Raw genomic sequence first — 19,798 nt, 5'->3', positions numbered from 1 at the left:
AATTGAAATCCAGAAAGAAATTAACAGGATTTTGGCGGTTGCCAGATGTTGGAAAGGAAATAAGAAACCGGTTCGCTGGGCTGGTAGGCGAAGGGCTGCTGCTCAATAAATTCAACCGGATGTGGGTCGAAATGATAGCAGATCGCACCGGCAGGCGGGGCTACCCAAACGCTGGATGTAGTGTGATTTAAACTCGATTTGAACGGCAGTTTTTTGTCCAGGTCATAGTCCGGATTGTCAGCAATTGACTCGGCATAATGCTCTACAAGAAATGAGAAGAAAGTAATATCGTTGTTCCAAGCTTTATGCTCCTGATAGTGCCTGAAAAGCACAGGCAGCTTCGACAATTCGATCAGCTCGGTTGTCGAGATCAGGTAGGTTACCAGCAGTAATATCGATATGGGTTTTTTCAACAAACGGTCTTTTATTTAAAGTTAACTACCTTTCATTGAAATCACCAAATTTTTCGGTTTTTGCCTCTCATATTTTTGCAATATCGAAACCGGCCTTTCACTGGCAGCCACCGCACCTTCATTGAATCCAGTGGCCTCAGTACCATCATGCTGATGTTGAGAAGGACGGTCAATTTGGGCTTCGAACCGACTGTCTCAGCAGTCATTATCGCGAGGACAATACAAATTCAAATGCAGCACCTTTTCCATGCTCGCTGAAAACCCGGATCGAACTTTGGTGTAATTCCAGTATTTTTCTTACGATCGCCAAACCCAGCCCGGCCCCTTTCGCCGAAGCTGCTCGCAGGTCGGCCTGTTTGTAGCGCTCAAATATCTGCTCCTGGTACTCTTTGGCAATGCCTACTCCGGTATCTTCCACTCTAATTCTGACACCATCACTTGCCTCCGACAAGGTTATCGAAATCTGCCCTCCGTTCGGTGTGAATTTGAATGCATTGTCGAGCAGGTTTTGAAAGATCCGCTCGGTCAGGCCAATATCTGCAAAAACGGCAGACAGAACGGCAGGCGCGTCAAGTTTCAAACAAATATTTCGTTGCTCAGCCTTCAGCTGATATGCGCTGAGAATGTCGGAAACCAGTTCTCCGATCGGGAAAAGCTCCTTTTGAGGTTCAACTACATTTGATTCCAGTTTTGAATATTGAAACAGCTGCTCGACCAGTACCGAGAGCTTTTTAGTGCCGTCCAGGACAATGGAAAGGTAACGTTCGGTTTCCGCGGGCGAGAGTGTTTCACGCTTGATGACCAGCGTTTCGGCATAACCCTGCATGATCGAAAGGGGGGTCCGAAGGTCGTGGGATACGTTGGAGATCAGTTCCTGTCGAAAACGGTCGGTGGCAGTGATTTTCTCAAAATTCTCGACAATAACATCCGCCATTTCATTAAATGTGGAAGTTAAAACACCCAGGTTTCCTCTCGCATATCCGCGTATCCGTGCCGAATAATCACCCTCCTTAAATCGCTTTACCACACCTGCAATACTGCAAATACTGTCGGTGATTAGAAAAAAAGTCACTACACCGACGACAAACGCGCCGAGCAAGGCGGCGAAGAAGATATAGGCAGCCAGGCGGAGATTCAGGTCGCCATTGAGCGAGCTGAGGATTTCCTGCTGCTTTTCGCTAGCAAGAACGGCATAGACATAACCTGCGAGCTTCCCGTTTTCGAAGACCGGGGCGGCTGAAAAAATACTAGCCTCGCCCGGATGCTTGGGGTTGTCGCCCAGTGGCCGGGCGTTATCGTCGACAGCCAGCCACTCCTGTACTTTGTCCATATCAACGCTTTTCATTTGAACAGTCGCTTGGGGCACTACGTAGTCGGTGATATTTCCTAGTGTGTCAAGCAGATACACTTCCACGCTCGGGTTGGCCACCATAGTGGAATGGATAATGTCGTGGGTGACGGTTGTATCCGGGCGACCGTTTTTGATCGGTTGTGTAAAAGTGGCCAGGTGGCCGGCAATATCACCATAAAGCTGTTGGTGCGCAGCCATATAGTACGTTTTGGAAAATCGCGAGCCGATCAGTACAAACACAATGGCTAGTACCAGAAGCAGACCGGCGAAAACGGCGCTGATCTTCCAGAACAGCAGGTTACCACGGATGGTTTTTACAGACATATCACAATTCCTCGTTGAAACGGTAGCCAATGCCCCAGGTAGTAAGTATAAAAGTCGGGTTCGACGCGTCGGTTTCTATTTTTCCTCTCAGCCGGTTAATATGTGTGTTGACGGTGTGTTCATATCCTTCAAAATCATATCCCCACACAAGGCTGAGCAGTTGTTTGCGGCTGTAACTCCGGCCCGGATTGGAGGCCAGCAGCACGATCAGCTCAAATTCCCTGGGCGAAAGTTCAATGCGCTCACCCAGCAGCGATACCTTACGTTTGTCGATATCTATTTCCAGACCGGCGATGGCAATCTGTGCCGACTGCGGAGAGCTAAACCTGGCTTTCTCCTCATTGCGCCGGAAGATCACGCGCACACGCGCTATGAATTCCCTTACACTAAAAGGTTTGGTGAGGTAGTCGTCAGCGCCGGTTTCCAGCCCCATTACCTTATCTATTTCCTCCGACCGAGCCGTCAGCATCAGGATCGGTGTCTGCCGGTCGCTCTGCCTGATCTTCCGGCACACCTCCATTCCATTCAGGCCGGGAAGCATGACATCAAGGATAATTAGTTCGAAAGTATCTTCCAAAGCCCTGGAAAGACCATTCTGTCCGTTTTTTTCGGCGCTGATCTTGCAGCCCAAATCGGACAGATGAATGGTCAGCAGCTCAGTGATGGTGCTGTCGTCCTCTATGATCAATACATTTTTTGAATCCATAACCTAGCGGTTTTTTTGCAAAGTATGCAAATAAAAGCGCGCGGAAAGCTGCTGTGATACTTTTGTTATAATTCCGTGACTGCGGCGGGATACTGTCTTTTTTGCTTTGCATTATTCAAACAAACAAAACTGATAAAGACATGATCAAATCATTGCTGAGGCTTTCCATTACAGTTCTAGTTTTCTCTGCCTGCACCAAAGATCACGACCCGCAACCGACAGCCAAAACAATCACGATCGAAAATGTGCTCGAAAGCAGGCCACTGGTCCAGTCGGGTACGTTCCAGGGGACAGGGACCCCGCCTGTGATCTTACCCGGGCAGTCGGTATCGTTCTCTTTCTCAGCCGCGAAGAACCAGCGGCTTACTTTCGCAACCATGTATGGATGGAGTAATGACCTGTTTTTTGCACCAGAAAACCCAGGCATCAGGCTTTATGGGGATGACGGTACGCCTGTTACCGGTGAAGTGTCGGCCCAGATTAAATTGTGGGACAACGGCAGCCGTATAAACGCCGCTCCCGGCGCTGCGTTGAGCCATCCGGGAGCGGCCGAGTCCGTTCCAAAAAATATCAAGGAAGTAACAGGGACCGACGATTATGGGCACAATTTCCTTCCTGCCGCGCAGCTGATGAACGTTTCACTGAAATACGACGGCAATTCGAGGTTCACCGTGACGATCAAAAACGAGTCGGGCGGTACGGCCAATGAAACCCCGTTCAGTCCGGGGGTGTGGGCGATCTCCTACACCGCCGGCACCGACTTTCTTCTGCCTGAGCCGATCTATTCCAGCGGCAAGGCCACAAACGAAGCGCTGACCCGCATCGCGGAAGCAGGGGACAATGTGGCAATGAGCACGACGCTGACCTCGCAGACAGGCATCTTCACACCACTCTCGCCGATCCTGGTGGTGGTCTACAGTGGCAGTGAAAATCCATTTTACAAGCCAGGTGAAAATGACCGCGGCGAGGGATTGAAGGAGCTGGCCCAGAAAGGTAATGCCGATATATTGGCCGCTGCATTGAAAGTCAAAAGCGGGGTCAAGAATGTGTACGTATTGAAAGAACCCACCAGTACCGTGCTCCTTCCCAAAATCGGCGGCAATGCGGGCGGCAAGGTGTCGCAGCAGTTGACACTGGCAGCGGGCGACCGCATTGCACTGGCGACGATGTACGGCTTTTCGAACGACTGGTTCTTTGCGACCGGCGGCAATGATATCGATGCCAATACAAGCGGTGACTTCTCCGGCTCGCTGGCACTCTACGACGATGGAACGGCTATTGATCAGTTCCCGGGAGCGGGCATCACCCAATTCAATCTGGCGGGAACACCCCTGACGGAGAGCAAACCCATTGCTCCGGTTCCAAATCCTAATCCATTCACCACCTTACCCGCTATCGGCAGTATCATCAAGGTGACACTTCAATAGTCTGAATTGGCCCGGCTCTCTGCCTGGGCCAATTTTAGCCTAAATGTTTTATGAAAAAATTAAACAGCCGTACTCTTGTCCGTCTTTATCGTGTCAGGGTACGGTTTGTACGTCTAACATTTTAAGTACAATGTGAATGTTAAAACAAGTGGTCTAAACGTGGCAGCGCCGCTTCGGCTTTGCGATCGTGGTAAAAATTGGCAATTAAGGCTTAGGCTTACCAAAAGAGGGCGTTAATCTGCCCGGAAATTACTGTGCCGGCTATGAAAGTTAAATACGCTATTTTTCGGGAAAGTGCCTTGGATTGGCAAATTTTAGTTTTATTTAGGTAATGGATGTCAAATATTGTCAAACTAGCCTGATTAAACCCTTTTCATGGAGCAGATCGTTAATTCAGTTAATAGTGTCATATGGAGTAATGCGCTCATTGCGCTCTGCCTTGGAACGGGCATTTATTTTTCAGTAGTTACTCGCTTTTTACAAGTCAGGTATTTGAAGGATATGGTTAGCCTGCTATTCGGTAACAAGGGCTCGGAAAAAGGTGTATCATCATTCCAGGCCTTTGCGATTGCGATCTCGGGCAGGGTAGGTACGGGTAATATAGCTGGTGTCGCAACCGCGATTGCCATGGGGGGGCCTGGCGCGGTTTTCTGGATGTGGGCCATTGCATTTTTAGGTGCAGCATCGGCTTACGTTGAAGCGACGCTGGGGCAGATATACAAGCAGGTGAAGGATGGGCAATACCGGGGCGGCCCAGCCTTCTACATTGAGATGGGGTTGGGTGTAAAGTGGTATGCGACCTTATTTGCTGTTGCCACCATAGCGAGCACTGCCCTGTTTTTACCCGGCGTGCAGAGCAATAGCATTGCCATCAGTGCAAAAAGTGCATTTGATATTCCGGTTGAAATCACTGGCGCAGTAATAACAGCCTTGCTCGGACTCATCATTTTTGGGGGTGTCAGGCGCATCGGTAAAGTCGCCGAACTGGTAGTGCCGTTTATGGCAGGGGCATATATTCTGATGGCTCTGGTCATCATTGCCATCAACATCACACAAGTTCCTGCTGTTTTTGGCCTGATCATCCGCTCCGCGTTTGATATGGAACCGGCATTTGCCGGAATTTTTGGGATGGCAGTGTCATGGGGCGTAAAACGGGGCATTTATTCCAACGAAGCTGGACAGGGAACAGCCCCGCATGCGGCGGCGGCGGCGGAAGCAAGCCATCCGGCCAAGCAGGGACTTGTACAGGCATTTTCGGTGTATGTCGATACTTTATTTGTCTGCACGGCTACCGCGTTAATGATCTTATTTACAGGCAAATTCAATGTAGTCAACCCGAATGGCGGGTTCCTTGTAGAGAATGTGAAAGGCATGGCAATTGGGTCGGCCTATACGCAGCAAGCGATTAACGCACATTTTCCCGCGCTGGGAAGTGGATTTATCTCGATAGCCTTACTTTTCTTTGCATTTACAACGATTATGGCCTATTACTACATAGCAGAAACCAATCTGAGCTATCTGATGAAAAAAGTGGACAGCAAGATATTGCTCTGGGCTCTACGTGCATTGATCATGGCAGCTACTTTTTACGGGTCAGTAAAGACTGCCGAGCTTGCGTGGACGATTGGTGACATCGGCGTTGGTCTGATGGCCTGGTTGAACATCGTTGCGATCTTACTTCTGAGAAAACCTGCCCTGGATGCTTTAAAAGATTATGGGCAGCAGAAAAAACAGGGGAAAGACCCGGTTTACCAAGCCGCGAGGCTTGGGGTAAAAAATGCTCCGGAATGGGATTAATTCAGTTTTTGCTCACGGGAATCTCCTTACCGCGACAGGTTTTTCAAAATCATGCGTTATCGATTCCGGCAACATAAAGACATCTCCCTTTCTGTTGCAAAAATAAAGGTGGGATACTGACTTTTTGAGCCCCTTGCCGTCTATAAACAGAGATCCCATGTCGTAGTTATGGTCTGAAAAAGTGACCGGGCGGATAATCCAGCGCGTACTGTCATACCTTGCGGTAAGCCATTGTCGTGCTCCGGTTTGGGGGTCAGTGGGCTGATTGCATTTGCTTTCCAACGATGGTACATGGATAAAACTAAATTTTACCACTGTGTGACAGCCTCTAAATGATGAGCCTTACCCCGCCCAGATCTGAAACCCTATGGGAAAACCTGTCACTGGGCGAGCTGATGAACATAAAGTTGATAGGGATATTCCACTCCTTGCTGAGCTGATTGATTATCTCGGGTCCGAATACGCCATGTACCTGGATATATTCAATCTTGATTTCCGGATAGGCACGGTCTAGGACATCCAGGTCCCTTAAAAAATCTTCTGAAACATGGCCGCCATCCCTCAGGACCGTCACGATTTTTAGTTTTTTAGTGATTTCATTTTCCTGCACATAGATCATCACCTTGTTGAGAATGGAAATATCATCACCCTTTGTGAAATAGACGAATTCCTGTTCAGTGAGTCTTTTTAACGCTCGGGTCAAATGCCATTTGGTTAAGGCCGCCATTCTCCTTATCGATGTAAAAAAACTGTCGACGAATACCAGCATGTATTGCAGCAACTCGTTTCTGTTGAGTAACAAGGAAATCACAATGATGGCCGGTAAGAAGTACTGTAAAAATACGATGAGGTAATCTGCATGAAGCGTTACATTTCCGTAAAGAGCAACCATAACAGCTAGAATTGCCAGCGCAACCGTTGGAATTGAAGCCCGTTCCGGTCTTGGTAGGCGGCTTCTCTTGATTTTAAGCAAGAAGTTTCCGAAACCAAAATAGATCATCACCAGCAAAAACGATATGGTGTAAACGCCAGCCAAAGGACCGAGCTGACCCCTGGTGATAAGTAAAACTGACAGGCATAGAAGGTAAAACAGAATCAGTATCCTGGGGGAGCTTCCCTTTGAATTTTCTTTCAGAAGAAATTGAGGTAATATCCTGTCCAGGGTCATTCTCTTAATCAACCCGTTTACACCCACATAAGACGTCAGCAGTGCGCCGCTCAATACCAACACAGCGTCAATTGATATAAATGTCCTAAGCCAGGGGCCGGCGGTAATACCGCCCATATAGGATAGTAATGCTTCTTGATTCACGGCGACATCGGGTAGAGGCAATACGGCCACCGCAGCCAGGGCCATCATTGGATTGATGACCGACACAGCGACCCACATGTTTCGAAGTGTTTTTCGAAAGACTCCTATTTCCTGTTCTTCAACGAAATTAGCAGAGCTTTCGAAGCCTGATATGCCGAGCATCGCCGTGCTGAACCCCAGGAAGAGTGCGGTGGCAAAACTTCCGTGCGCAGGCATTTTGAAATTCATGGAAGCTACATCCAGTCCATGTTCAGTGACGTACCATATGGCGCTGGCAATGAGGGTAACCATAGCGAAAATATGCAGTATGAAGATAATAATGGCTACAATGGACGATTCGCTGATTCCGGACATAACCAGAAAAAGAAAGACCGTAATCAGTGAGCCCGTCGCGAGTAGCACTGGGACCGACGGCAGGATGCCGTGCAGATAATGCATTGCCTCACTTGCAGAAATGACCGCCGTAGCCATGTAAGACAGTATGGTCAGGCAGGCAGCGATGGAAGCATTGCTTTTGCTGGTTGTATTCAGAAGGACATTGTAAGCTCCACCATTCAGTGGCAAAGCACCAACGACTTCGCCATATATTTTTCTAAACAAAAACAAGACCAGGGCGACCATCAGCAAAGCGAGCCACGCGTACTGTCCTGCATAAATGATAGTCAGGGAGGAGACATACAGGCAAGAAGAGGTAATGTCATTTCCGCAAATTGCCGTTGCGGCCAGCTCATTTAACTTCTTTTGGTGCTGCATACAAATTAGATTTCAAGTCACTTATTACTAAAATCATACCGGCGTATGTATTGACCTAACAACCTGCCTTATCCTCTTATGGCCAAAGTTATTCTGCCATCCGTGTAGTCACAAAGGTTAGAAAGTCAAAAACCTCTTCCTGACTTTTGATATGATTTCTGGCAGCCGAAAGCTCGTCCCCGATCTTGATTGTAAACGAAGTTTCAGGCAAGGCCTCAAACATATCTTCGTCGGTCGTATCATCCCCGATAGCCAGTATGAAATCATAATCAGCACTTTCCACGATACCTTTTGCCGCGGTCCCTTTATTAAAAGCGGTTTTCTTTACTTCTACTACTTTGTTGCCGTCAATGACCTGAAGATGCAGCTCAGGCTGGATATAGTTTTTGAGCTGCCATAATAATTCGCGCGCCCGCCGGTCCGCGTAATCAGCATCATCGGCCATACGATAGTGCCAGGCAAGCGACGTTTCCTTTTCCTCCACGAAGGCACCGGGACATCTTTTGGCATACATATCGAGAATGGGCTGGATGCTTTCCTTCCAGTTTTCTTCATAATTTTCGTTGAGCGTCCATTGGCTGCTTCCTTTTGTTTTGGACAATGCGCCATGCTCGGCGATGATATAGACCGGCAGGTCGCCAAAATTCTGTTCCAGGAAATGGCGGTCCCTACCGCTGATAATGACGACCGTGTTGTGCATGGCAATATCCAGGATCAGCGCTTTTAGTTCTTGGGAAAGTACTGCATTGGCCGGATCGGGTACAATGGGCGCCAGCGTACCGTCATAGTCGAAAAATAGAATCCTATTGCTGCTATTCTGATATGCAACCCTTACGGCATTAATGCCCTCGTTTGTCAGGAAAACCTGTCTTAATCTTTCGTGTTCTAGTTCCAGCATATTCATTTGTGTAAAAAAATCATTAGTCCAGGCAAATACATCATAGTCTTTAATACGCTCGCGCATCGCTGCCATTCGTTTCGTTTGTTCTTCTAAGGGCATTTGGAAGCCGTTCAGGATTGCGTCTGAGATATCCTGAACGTCGAGTGGGTTGATGATCAGCGCCTCACCGAGTTCTGCTGCCGCACCCGCCATTTCACTCAGGATCAGCACACCTTGACAATCTTTGCGACTTGCGACAAATTCCTTGCATACCAGGTTCATTCCATCGCGGATAGGGGTAATCAGTGCCACGTCACTGGCTGTGTACATACCGACCAGTTCGGTGTAGGGCATGGAACGATATTGATAGATGACCGGCTGCCAGCCAATATTGCCATAATCTGAATTGATTCGGCCAACAGTCTGGTCGATTTCCATTTTCATGTTCTGGTAGTGCTCAATCGTATCCCGGGAGGGTACTACCACCATCACCAGCGTTACTTTTCCGTGCCAGTACGGATATTGCTCTAAAAAGCGGGTAAAGCCAAGCAACCGGTGGCGGATGCCCTTCGAATAATCAAGGCGATCGACCGAAAATATGATTTTCTCGCTCAATGAAAGCTTCGCTTGTACCCTGGTCAGGACAACGGCCGGATTATCGTAATCCGCATTGAACTTTTGAAAATCGATGCTGATCGGGAAGGAGTCCACTTTGACAATCCTGCTTCCTGTATTGATATAGTGGAGCCTGTTCCCGTATCCTGTTACTAGTTTGGCAGCTTTAAGGAAATACTCTACATAATCATTGGTATGAAACCCGACCACGTCCGCGCCCAGTATCCCATCCATGAGTGCTTTACGCCACTTTACAGGAAGTAACCGGAATAACTCGTATGATGGAAAGGGAATATGGAAAAAGAAGCCAACCTGGTTTTCAGGGAATTTTGCCCGGATCATCGCCGGTAAGAGCATAAGTTGGTAATCCTGCACCCAAACCACGTCTCCGGGCATTATCACTTGCGCCAGTTTGGCAAAAAAAAGCTCATTGGCCGTCTGATATGCATAAAAATATGCGTCGTTAAATCTGGCCAGGGATGGAAAATAGTGACAGAGCGGCCAGATGAGATTGTTACAAAAGCCCTCGTAGTAATTTTCATGGATCTGGTCGGGGATAAAAACCGGATGGGCCTCAAAAGTTTCGTTTGCAAGGTTATGTCCGTCAAGTTCTTCCCGGGAATTCTGTGAAGAGCCGATCCACTGTATTTTCTGGTCTTCGTCAAAAAAAGCGTCTTTCTGGTTACCTACCAGCGAGAGCACAGCGGAAACCAGACCTCCGGAATTTTGCTGAAATTCGCTTTGACCATTTTCATTAATGATCTTAAATGGCAACCGGTAGGCAACAATAATTAATCTTCTTGGATTCTCTTTTTGTTCTTGAATCATGATATTTGTAATGCAGCATTAATTCAGCTGCGATTTATTTGAGGGACAATGCTAAAAAGGCAGCATTACAGATCCTGCTCCCAGCCTCCGCCAAGAGCACGGTACAGCTCAATGAGGGCAAGGAATTGATTTCTCGTCACTTCGGTAAGGGTAAGCTCGGCATCCAAAACATTGCGCTGAGCAAGGATCACTTCCAGATAGGACGCATAACCGGTCAGGAAAAGGTCCTTTGAAATGGAAACCCCCTGTTGCAACACTTCCACTTCATTTGCTTTGAGTCCCAGGATTTTCCGGGTGTTTTCCAGCCTTTTCAGACTGGTGCTCACTTCTTGAAATCCCGTTAAAATGGTTTTATTATAATTGTAGAGTGCCGCCTGGCTTTCCGCCTCAGCTCTTTTCTGGTTTGCTTTCAAAGCTTTTCTGTTGATCAGCGGGGCGGCAAGGCCAGCTGCGGCGCCATAGGCAATGGAGGCTGGCGAAAACAGCAGATTACTTTTGAATGAATTAAAGCCAAGCAATGCGGTGATGTTCAAGGAAGGTAGAAATGCCAGCTGTGCCGACTGCTGCTCGGAATAAAAGGCCTGTAATTCCAGCTGTGCCTGCCGAACATCCGGCCTCCGTTTCAGCATATTGGCAGGTATTCCCGCACTAATGTGCTGTGGAAAGGTCTGCTCAGTGAGATTAATCCTGGAAATAGTCTGTGGGAAGCGGCCCAGCAGCATGTTCAATCCGTTCTCAACAGCGATGATTTTTTGTTGTGTTTCAACTTCCAGGCCGCGGGTATTGATCAGCTGCGCGAGAAACTGACGGACTGCCAGTTCATTTGCACGCCCTCCTTCTTTTTGTATCTTAATCGTTTCAACTGCCGATTCTTGTAATACGATATTTTTTCGGATGATCGCCAGCTCATTGTCTAATGCCACTAACCGGTAATATTCGCTGGCAACCTGCGCAATTAGCCCCGTAATGATAGCATGTCTTGCCTTATCGGTAGCCAATAAACGGTTGTACGCGGCTTTTTTCCTTGCTTTCAATTTTCCCCAAATATCAATTTCCCACGAACTCCTCAGGCCGACGAAATAATCGGGTAGGAATGGAGCCGGGAGCTTGCGGTCACTGTTGAGGTTTTCAGAGAAATTCGTATCATAATTGCCGACCCCGTCCATGGTATAGTCACCGAATTTTCTACCACCACCCGATATTTCGGCACCAACATTGGGGAATAATGCACCTTGCGCGAATTGAACTCCGGAACGGGCCATCTCGATTCTTTGGGCGGCAATTTTCAAATCAAGGTTGTTTCGTAATGCAGTGTCGATTAACGCGCTCAGTTTGGGATCGGTAAACAGAGACCTCCATTTCAGGCTTGCTATGCCAATAGAATCAGTTTCGTCCTGAAATGCGTTCGGTGCCGTCACAGCAGCATGTTGCACTACCGGCTGCGCAAGCTTGCAGCCGGTAGCCAGCAACAAAAAGGTGATAGAAAGCAGGGTTACAAATTTTTTAAAACGTCTCATTTAGAATATTTTGAAGTAAAGCAGCCATGGGCAAATGCCCAGGCTGCTTTTGTAATAGTTGATTAGTTCAGGCTGATTTCTTCTTGTTCTGTAGTGGGTTGGGCTACCTTTTTCTTTTTCGCAGCTTTGGCAAAAAGTACGTATAGGCCAGGAATGAGCACAACCCCAAAAAAGGTGCCGATCAGCATGCCTCCCGCAGCCGCGGTTCCAATAGAACGGTTACCTATTGCACCGGCCCCGGATGCCATCACCAACGGTATTAGTCCGGCGACGAAAGCGAAAGAAGTCATCAAAATGGGACGTAACCTTTCAGTGGCCCCTTCCAACACCGCGTCAATCACGGTACGGCCTTCTTTTTGACGGATAATCGCATATTCGACGATCAGAATGGCATTTTTTCCCAGTAATCCAATGAGCATTACCAGCGAAACCTGCGCGTAGATGTTGTTTTCCAAACCGAGTAATTTCAAGGCGAGAAATGCGCCGAATATTCCCGTTGGCAGCGAGAGGATCACCGGCAATGGCAGCAAAAAGCTTTCATATTGTGCCGCCAACAGCAGATAAACGAAGACCAAACAGATACCGAAAATGTAGATCGCCTGGTTGCCGGATAAGATTTCCTCGCGGGTCATTCCGGACCAATCGTATGTAAACCCTTTCGGTAGACTTGTGGCCGCAATTCGCTCCACTGCTTTGATCGCGTCGCCGCTACTATAACCCGGGGCAGCATCTCCGTTGATCATGGCGGAAGTGTACATGTTGTACCGGGTCAATAGCTCTGGCCCGTAAACCCGCTCCAAGCGGATAAACGTGGAGAATGGAACCATTTCCCCCCGGCTATTTTTGACGTATAGCTTCAATACGTCTTCCGGGTTCCTGCGGAAACGCGGGTCGGCCTGCACCATCACTTTGTACATTTGGCCAAACCGGATAAAGTTCGAGGCATAGAAGCTCCCGATCAGGGTTTGCAAGGTGCTCATGGCGACATCTACCGATACCCCTTTTTTTGCCGCAATATCTGCGTCGACATGGATCATATATTGTGGAAAGCTGGCGTCAAAGCTGCTGAATGCACTTGCGATTTCGGGAGAGGCCATCAGGTCTTTCACAAACTGGTTGGTGACGCCGGCGGTCTTCTGCAAATCGTCGCTTCCGGTACGGTCCTGTACACGGAGCTCAAATCCGCTGGAATTTCCAAAACCAGGCACCGTAGGCGGCGGGAAAAATTGAATGTCCGCGTCGGTAATATACCTTGTTTTCGCCTGTAATTCAGTGATTATATCCTGAACCGAGGCCTTTCGCTGATCCCAGGGTTTTAAGTTTATCATCGCCATCCCATAGGAGGATCCGGACGATTCGGTAATGAGGCTGTATCCTGACAGGGTCGAAACAGATTCGACGGGTCCCAGGGACTGGGCAACTTTTTGAATTTCATCCAGCACAGCTTCGGTTCTTTCGACTGTGGAAGCCACTGGCGTCGTCACATTTACATTGATAACGCCTTGATCCTCCGTCGGAATAAAGCCGGTCGGCAGAACGGTGTTAATACCATAGGTAGCAATACAGAATGCTAGCAGAAGACCGATAGTGATCATCCTTCTGCTTACAATCACCGAGAGGAGCCGGCGGTATTTATTGGAAACTCCGTCATAACCATAGTTAAATCCTCTGAAGAAGCGATCCAAAAGCGTATTCTTTGCTGGCTGCCCATGAGTGTTTTTCAGCATCAGCGCGCAAAGCGCGGGCGTCAGTGTTAATGCATTGATTCCGGAAATAACAATTGAAATCGCAAGTGTAATGGAGAACTGCCGGTAAAAAATTCCAACTGGACCTGACATAAACGCGACCGGAACAAACACAGCCGACATTACCAGGGTTATGGCTATAATTGCCCCACTCATTTCCTTCATCGATTCGATCGTGGCCTCCTTAGCATCCATATGTTTTTCGGCCATCTTAGCATGTACCGCCTCTACCACCACAATCGCATTATCGACGACAATACCAATGGCCAGTACCAACGCGAAGAGTGTCAAAAGATTAATAGAGAAGCCGAAAAGCTGCATAAAGGCAAAGGTGCCGACCAGCGCAACGGGAACGGCCAACGCCGGTATGACAGTTGAACGGAAATCCTGAAGGAACAGGTAGACGATGATAATTACCAGGATGAACGCCTCAATCAATGTGCGTATAACTTCATGTATGGAGGCATCCAAAAAGCGCGAGACATCATAGGAAACAAAATAGTCCATACCGGGCGGGAAACTTGTAGCTTTGAGCTGAGCAACTTTCGCCTTGATATTTTCAATCACCTCCTGGGCATTGGAGCCAGGACGCTGCTTGATCATAATGGAGGCAGAGGGTTTTCCATTAGATTTGGAGGCAACATCGTAGTCAAGGGTTCCGAACTCTATATCTGCGACATCCTTTAGCTTTAGCATGGAGCCATCAGGATTCGAGCGCAACACGATGTTTTCGTATTGAGCAGGCTCGAACAATTTTCCAGTGTATTTCAAGACGTACTGTAAGACCTGCACTTCCCGTCCGGAGCTCACGCCCGTTTTACCCGGGGCCGCTACTACGTTCTGGTCACGGATCGCTTTGACCACCTCGTCTGCCGATACGCTGTAACTGTTCATGCGGTCTGGTTTCAGCCATATGCGCATTGAATAATCTTTACTGCCCATGATCTGCGCCCGTCCGACACCATCTATTCGTTTGAGTTCTTTCAGGACATTGATATCAGCAAAATTGTAAACGAAATCTTCTGCAACTGACGAATCTGAGCTCATGATATCCAGATACATCAGCATACTGTTAACCTCTTTTTCGGTGGTTACCCCAGCCTTAATCACTTCCTCAGGAAGCTCATCAATAACGGTTTGAACCCGGTTCTGTACATTCACAGCAGCCAGGTCCGGATCGATCCCAACTTTGAACGAAATGGTAATGGTGGTAACCCCGTCATTCCCGGATACAGAGGTCATGTAGGTCATTCCGGGCACACCATTGATGGCCTTTTCCAGCGGAACCGCCACAGCGTCGACACAGACTTCGGAATTGGCTCCGGTATAAGTCGCCGTTACCACTACGGACGGCGGCACGATGTCGGGAAACTGGGAGACAGGCAAGTCGACGACGGCCAGCAACCCGAGTAGCGTAATAAAAATGGAGATAACCAGCGAAAGGACCGGTCTCTCAATAAATTTTTGAAACATGATTTTGAGTTCAGGTTAAAGAAAATCCTATCGCACGGTCAATTTTGAGTTTGCGTCGGGTAGTTTGAGGTGACCGAGGTCCACTGGTTTTGGTTGAATAGTCGCACCGTCCTTCAAACCTTGCAGCCCCTCGCAAATAATCGTTTCCCCCGGCTCCAAACCTGAACTTACGACGTAGTAACCCGCTATTCGGGATTGCGGTATGAAGCTGCGCGTTTTGATTTTGTTGTTCTTGCCAAGGATGTACACAAAATTTTTATCCTGAATTTCAAACGCAGCTTTCTGAGGTATCAAAATTACATTCTCGATGGTGTTGGTTAGACGTATCGTGCCGGTTGAACCATGTTTGAGTAGTTTTTGCGGATTCGCAAATTTCGCTCTGAACGCAATCGAGCCTGTGCTTTCATCGAAAGCGCCCTCCATCGTTTCAATGATCCCCTTTTGTTTGAAAAAGGAGCCGTCTGCAAGTTGCAGCTCTACAATAGCTTTTTCATCGTGATCTTTTCCTCTTGTGTTTATGTATTCGAGATATTCATTTTCAGATACATTAAAATAGGCATATACCGATTTGGTATCCGAAATGGTAGTGAGCAACGTTCCGTCGCTGATCAGGCTGCCCATCCTGTGTGGAATCCGGTCTATTAATCCGTCAAAAGGTGCTTTGATCACGGTTCGGCCGAGCTGTATAGCTGCCTTGGCTTTTTCGGAACGGGCTTCTTCAATTTTGGCGTCCGCAGCGGCTACCTTCGCTTCTGCCACTTCGACTTCAGTTTTAGAAATTACATTTTTCTCTACCAGTAACTTAACCCTTTTTAATTCGAGTTCAGCGCCCTTTGCGTCGGCAATCGCGTTTTGCAGATTGGCTTTTGCTTTTGCCAGCTGGGCTTCATATTCTTCATTGTTGACACTGAAGAGGACCTGGCCTTTTTTTACTTCTTTGCCCTCATCCACGTATACTTTTTCAAGATAACCTCTCACACGCGCATATATCTCTACGTTTCGCACGGCCTGGATATTCGCTACATACTCCCGGTGCATATCTGTGTTGGTGGGATTAAGTTTCAAAACGGGAATGGCGAGCAAATTGTCTTTGGTCTCGCTGATTCGTTCGCCCTTTGAAGTACAGCCAAACGTGATGATAGACAGGGCGGAGAGAGCCGCCCAAATTAGATTTCTCATGAATTCTTGAGTAAGGAATGAAATAAAAGGCTACGGAGAATGGCCGGATCGCCGCAAGTGCAAACCAGCGGCTCAACGGTAACGTATATGCATGTGAGTAATGAATTCCGGTCGATTTCGGAGCTTGGGAAAGCTTACTAAACCACGCAGCACTGACATTACCGGGAAAATAGCAATGAGAAATGCTAAAAAGGGCAAAGACGGTGCAGGAAGCTATAATATCCGGGAAGATGGACAACCCGTTGTTGATGCGGGGGCATGTCAACAATAAATGTGCTGGTCGCTCTCAGTGACGCGAGAGAAATACCGGAAGGGATATAGGCCGAAAATGCCGGGTTAGCATAGCTGGTATGACGATGAAGAAGCAATCTTGTCAGATCCTCTTTCCACTTCGCCTTGTCTACGCGAATAATTGGCCTGCTCTTTTGAACCAGCTTTTTTATCCTTAAAATTTCCAGTTGTGCTTCTGAAGGGGCAGGACGGGGAACGAAGTAGAATCGCTTAAACTTCGGCCTGGTTTTTCCACTTTTGTGTGCAGCGTGCGAAGCGAAAGCAACAAGTTGAAAAATGATCAGGAAGTATATAAGGGCTCTTTTCGTCATGATACTGATTTTATTCAGTCATTGAAAAATCATATTATTAAAATTGGTACAAATATGATTTTAAAGGCGCAGATAAAACGCGCAGAACACAAACATATGGTTTATCGACGAAAATTTCAAGTATTTCCGTGTTAATGAATGTTAATCAAACAATTATTATCGCCCGCCCGGAGCGTATTTCTCGCGGCTCTTCGCAGAGATTCTTGGTTTTATTATAGTCGTTTTTGAAAGGCGCATGTGCTTATGATTTAGATAAATAAAAATCTTCATCAACGCCGAGGTAAGTTTCTGGCGTGAATTTTTTAGCGTTTCAAGTGAAAACTTAAATTCTTACTAAACCCTCGGATTGCTTTTCGATCCAAGTTATCTGGCTTCCTGAATTGCCAAGCTAAAATCCACTTGCTTTCACCGGCCCACTTTAAATCAATTTCACCTATGAAAAGCTTTTCTTTCATTACGCTCTTTTTCTTCTTTCAATACGTTCAAGTTATGGCCCAGAACGAAGGAACAGAAGATTTGGTGATCAGCGGTAAGCTTGAAGGGGCTAATCGAGAACCGGTCCTTTTTGCCAATGTAGGCCTTTATTCCGCTAAGGATTCGTCACTCGTGGGCGGTGCGGTCTCCGATGAAACCGGCAAATTTGAGATAGCGGCCAAACCTGGAAATTATTTCCTCAAAATATCCTATTTAGGCCTCAATGAGAAAATTGTCCCCAGTGTAGTCGTTGATAATCAAGACGTAGATATGGGTACGCTGTCACTTAAACCAGATGCCCGAGAATTAGAGGAACTTGTTGTGAGGGGAGAAAAAAGTCAGATGGAATTGCAGCTCGACAAACGGGTTTTTAATGTCGGAAAGGATTTGAGCAATATCGGTAGTAATGCCTCGGACATTTTGAACAACATGCCATCGGTAACCGTCGACGTGGACGGCAATGTGGCGTTGCGCGGAAGCGGGAACGTCCGGATTTTAATTGATGGTAAACAATCAGGGATGGTCGGGATGAACCCGGCCGAGGCGCTGAGGCAAATTCCGGGCGACCTGATCGAAAGTATCGAGATCATTACCAACCCATCTTCCCGATATGATGCGGAAGGGGAGGTGGGGATACTGAACATTGTGATGAAGAAGAATATAAGGTATGGCTTAAACGGATCCTTTACAGGCACGGCAGGTTATCCTGCAAACTTCGGTGGGTCTTTTAATATTAATTACCGGAAAAAGAAAGTAAACCTCATGGCTAGTTACGGCAACATTTACCGCAACAGGCCGGGAAGCGGTACTTCCAGACAAGTTTACAACAGCGCTGACACCAGCTTTGTATATGAGCAGGATAACAACAGGAACAGAAGCGGCTACTCCAATAGCTTTATGGTCGGGATGGATTATTTTCTAAACAGTCGCAACACATTAACCGGAACACTGTCATATCGAAACTCCCGGAATACGAATAAAACTATGCTGGCATACAGAGACTTTGACTTTAATAACATTCTGACGAGAACGGTGGTCCGTACCGAAACGGAGCAGGAGCCCCGCAACAATCTGGAAGCGGCATTGAACTATAATAAGACCTTTGAGCGAAAAGGGCAGAGCCTTGCATTTTCGGCTAAGTATATTTTAAGCGACGAAACAGAGGCAGCAAAATTCAATGAAAGTGTAAAAGGCGAGGCGGCCAATGTTGTGCAACGGTCATATAATACAGAAGACGAAAAGAATATCCTTTTCCAGCTCGACTATATACATCCTTTCCGGGGAGATGCAAAGCTTGAAACCGGGCTTAAAAGTTCCATCCGCTTGCTTGACAATGACTTCTCGGTGCATCAGCAAGACCAGAATGGCGATTGGATCATTCTGCCGCGATTCGACAACCGACTGGCTTATGACGAAAAAATCCATGCGGCGTATCTAATGGCAAGCAATCAATTCGGAAAGCTTTTTGTGCAGGCGGGATTAAGGGGAGAATACTCTGATATTTTGACCAAACTCAAGAAGACGAACCTGACTAACCACCGAAAGTACTTTAATCTTTTTCCAAGCCTGCATCTGTCCTATAAGCTGCAGGAGGCCCAGACATTGCAGCTGAGTTACAGTTACAGGCTGAGCCGTCCGGGCTTTCGGGACCTTCTTCCTTTCTCTAATTTTAGCGATTCCCGCGTTTTCAGGGCCGGTAACCCTTTGTTGAACCCGGAGTATACCCATTCGTTTGAGGCCGGACATTTGCTGAATATGGAAAAAGGGACTCTGTTGTCCAGCATTTATTATCGTCATCGACTTGGGGTCGTCGAAAATATTACCTCCGTTGATTCGACCGGATTTACCAGGATAACGCCGATTAACTTATCCACCGGGGATTCGTACGGTTTTGAATTTAATCTTACTTATGATCCGTTCGCATGGTGGAAATGGACGGCGAATGCAAACATTTTCCGGGCCGTTAATAAAGGCGTTTATCAGGACAAGGTGCTGAGCAGCGATACCTATTCCTGGACGGGCAGGGTCTCTTCCAAAGTCACGCTTTTTCAAGATGTGGACTTTCAATCATCGATTAATTACAGGGCCCCAAGAAAAACAACGCAGGGGCGGGATCTTGCCCAGTATTCAATCGATCTCGGACTTTCGAGAGATATCCTGAAAGGCAGGGGGACCGTCACTGCTAGCGTCAGGGATTTGCTCAACACGAGGAAGCAACGCCGGATTGTGGAAAGTGCCGGATACTATTCAAAATCGGAATTCCAATGGAGGGCCCGCCAATTCCTGGTTACCTTTTCTTACCGCCTCAACAGGTCCAAAGAAAGGGAGCCGCGCATTGACGAAGATTCCGGGGACGAAGATTAAATTAACCTTTTAACCAGATTCCACAAGGTTCCAATTCT

At 47.5% G+C, this 19,798-nt stretch carries 12 protein-coding genes; 3 read left to right on the top strand and 9 right to left on the bottom strand.

Going from position 1 to position 19,798, the window contains the following annotated elements:
- Nucleotides 1–20 precede the first annotated feature (20 nt).
- The 3 genes from ON006_RS13585 to ON006_RS13575 all read right to left on the bottom strand — a co-directional run bounded on the left by ON006_RS13585 (nt 21) and on the right by ON006_RS13575 (nt 2,794).
- The gene (locus ON006_RS13585; RefSeq protein ID WP_244820336.1) at nt 21–413 is read right to left on the bottom strand and encodes a hypothetical protein; all 393 of its coding nucleotides are present in this window, start codon (nt 411–413) and stop codon (nt 21–23) included.
- A gap of 205 nt (nt 414–618) precedes the next feature.
- On the bottom strand, nt 619–2,088 hold the full coding sequence (locus tag ON006_RS13580; protein WP_244820335.1) for a HAMP domain-containing sensor histidine kinase: 1,470 nt from the start codon (nt 2,086–2,088) through the stop codon (nt 619–621).
- Between the two features lies 1 nt (nt 2,089).
- The gene (locus ON006_RS13575) at nt 2,090–2,794 is read right to left on the bottom strand and encodes a response regulator transcription factor (RefSeq protein WP_244820334.1); all 705 of its coding nucleotides are present in this window, start codon (nt 2,792–2,794) and stop codon (nt 2,090–2,092) included.
- A gap of 140 nt (nt 2,795–2,934) precedes the next feature.
- On the opposite strand from ON006_RS13575, the gene ON006_RS13570 reads away from it, so the two are divergent.
- Together ON006_RS13570 and ON006_RS13565 are read left to right on the top strand one after the other, a co-directional pair.
- Entirely contained in the window at nt 2,935–4,221 is a 1,287-nt protein-coding gene (locus ON006_RS13570; protein ID WP_244820333.1) for a spondin domain-containing protein, read from the top strand.
- Between the two features lie 375 nt (nt 4,222–4,596).
- Complete coding sequence (locus ON006_RS13565; RefSeq protein ID WP_244820332.1) at nt 4,597–6,018, top strand: alanine/glycine:cation symporter family protein; 1,422 nt, start codon at nt 4,597–4,599, stop codon at nt 6,016–6,018.
- A 328-nt stretch (nt 6,019–6,346) separates the two neighbouring features.
- On the opposite strand, the gene ON006_RS13560 is transcribed toward ON006_RS13565, so the two are convergent.
- The 6 genes from ON006_RS13560 to ON006_RS13535 all read right to left on the bottom strand — a co-directional run bounded on the left by ON006_RS13560 (nt 6,347) and on the right by ON006_RS13535 (nt 16,922).
- Entirely contained in the window at nt 6,347–8,083 is a 1,737-nt protein-coding gene (locus ON006_RS13560) for an APC family permease (RefSeq protein WP_244820331.1), read from the bottom strand.
- Nucleotides 8,084–8,171: 88 nt separating this feature from the next.
- Nucleotides 8,172–10,406 (bottom strand): bifunctional alpha,alpha-trehalose-phosphate synthase (UDP-forming)/trehalose-phosphatase, encoded by a 2,235-nt coding sequence (locus ON006_RS13555; protein ID WP_244820330.1) that lies wholly within the window; start codon nt 10,404–10,406, stop codon nt 8,172–8,174.
- Nucleotides 10,407–10,471: 65 nt separating this feature from the next.
- On the bottom strand, nt 10,472–11,923 hold the full coding sequence (locus tag ON006_RS13550) for an efflux transporter outer membrane subunit (RefSeq protein ID WP_244820329.1): 1,452 nt from the start codon (nt 11,921–11,923) through the stop codon (nt 10,472–10,474).
- Nucleotides 11,924–11,985: 62 nt separating this feature from the next.
- Complete coding sequence (locus tag ON006_RS13545; RefSeq protein ID WP_244820328.1) at nt 11,986–15,141, bottom strand: efflux RND transporter permease subunit; 3,156 nt, start codon at nt 15,139–15,141, stop codon at nt 11,986–11,988.
- Between the two features lie 27 nt (nt 15,142–15,168).
- Complete coding sequence (locus ON006_RS13540; protein ID WP_244820327.1) at nt 15,169–16,320, bottom strand: efflux RND transporter periplasmic adaptor subunit; 1,152 nt, start codon at nt 16,318–16,320, stop codon at nt 15,169–15,171.
- 185 nt (nt 16,321–16,505) lie between these two features.
- Entirely contained in the window at nt 16,506–16,922 is a 417-nt protein-coding gene (locus tag ON006_RS13535) for a hypothetical protein (protein WP_244820326.1), read from the bottom strand.
- Nucleotides 16,923–17,357: 435 nt separating this feature from the next.
- On the opposite strand from ON006_RS13535, the gene ON006_RS13530 reads away from it, so the two are divergent.
- A complete protein-coding gene (locus ON006_RS13530) occupies nt 17,358–19,760 on the top strand; it encodes a TonB-dependent receptor (protein ID WP_244820325.1) in 2,403 nt (800 codons plus the stop codon).
- The last annotated feature ends 38 nt before the right edge of the window (nt 19,761–19,798 follow it).

It is taken from the genome of Dyadobacter pollutisoli (genome assembly GCF_026625565.1).
Lineage (GTDB): Bacteria > Bacteroidota > Bacteroidia > Cytophagales > Spirosomataceae > Dyadobacter > Dyadobacter pollutisoli.
This window is presented reverse-complemented; position numbering and strand designations above follow the sequence as displayed.